This is a genomic window from Lawsonibacter celer (assembly GCF_014281125.1).
GTDB classification, from domain to species: domain Bacteria; phylum Bacillota; class Clostridia; order Oscillospirales; family Oscillospiraceae; genus Lawsonibacter_B; species Lawsonibacter_B celer.
Map to the genome: position 1 here is coordinate 1 of NZ_JACOEA010000015.1, position 822 is coordinate 822.

Consider the following 822-nt stretch of genomic DNA (forward strand, 5'->3'; position numbering starts at 1 on the left):
AACAAAAGAATCATCACGATAGCGACGACAGGTGCGTGGCCGAAGAAGGAGAACAACCCGAACGTGCCGATGACGCCGGCGGAGATCGCGGAGGACGTGTACGAGTGCTGGCAGGCGGGAGCGGCGATGGCGCACCTGCATATGCGTGACGAGAACGGGAACGGGACGATGGACAAGAACAAGTTCCGTGAGACGGTGGAGCTGCTGCGCAAGAACCACCCGGACTGCGACATCATCATCAACATGACCACCTCCGGGGCCCTGACGGCCAACGACGAGGAGCGGAAGATTCACGTCAAGGAGCTGCGCCCGGAGATGGCCAGCTATGACTGCGGTTCCATGAACTGGCTGAACACGGGCCTGTTCCTGAACCCGCCGGCGTTTCTGGAGCAGCTGGGGAAGGACTTCCAGGAGTGGGGCGTAAAACCGGAGATCGAGGCGTTTGACCCCGGCATGATCGCCAACGCGGCGTACTACCTGAAGAAGGGGGTTCTGAAGGCGCCGCTGCACTTCCAGTTCTGCATGGGGTGCGCCAACGGCATTCCCGGGAGCATCAAGAACCTGCTGTTCATGAAGGAGACGATGGACACGCTGTGCCCTGGGTCCACGTGGAGTTGCTTCGGCGTGGGGCAGACGGCGATGGACATGCTGTACGCGGCGGTAGCGCTGGGCGGCGGCATCCGGGTAGGCATGGAGGACAACGTGATGTACTCCAAGGGCGTGCTGGCCAAGAACAACCGCCAGTTTGTGGAGCGCGCCGCCCGCGTCATCCGCGAGTATGGCTGTGAGGTCGCCACCCCGGATGAAGCCCGTCAGATCCTC

Annotated in this window: 1 protein-coding gene; it reads left to right on the top strand. The window is 62.3% G+C overall.

What is annotated here, in order from left to right; translation table 11 throughout:
- Positions 1 to 822: beta-keto acid cleavage family enzyme (locus tag H9Q75_RS12550; RefSeq protein ID WP_207720858.1), on the top strand; the 822-nt coding region annotated here is incomplete at both ends.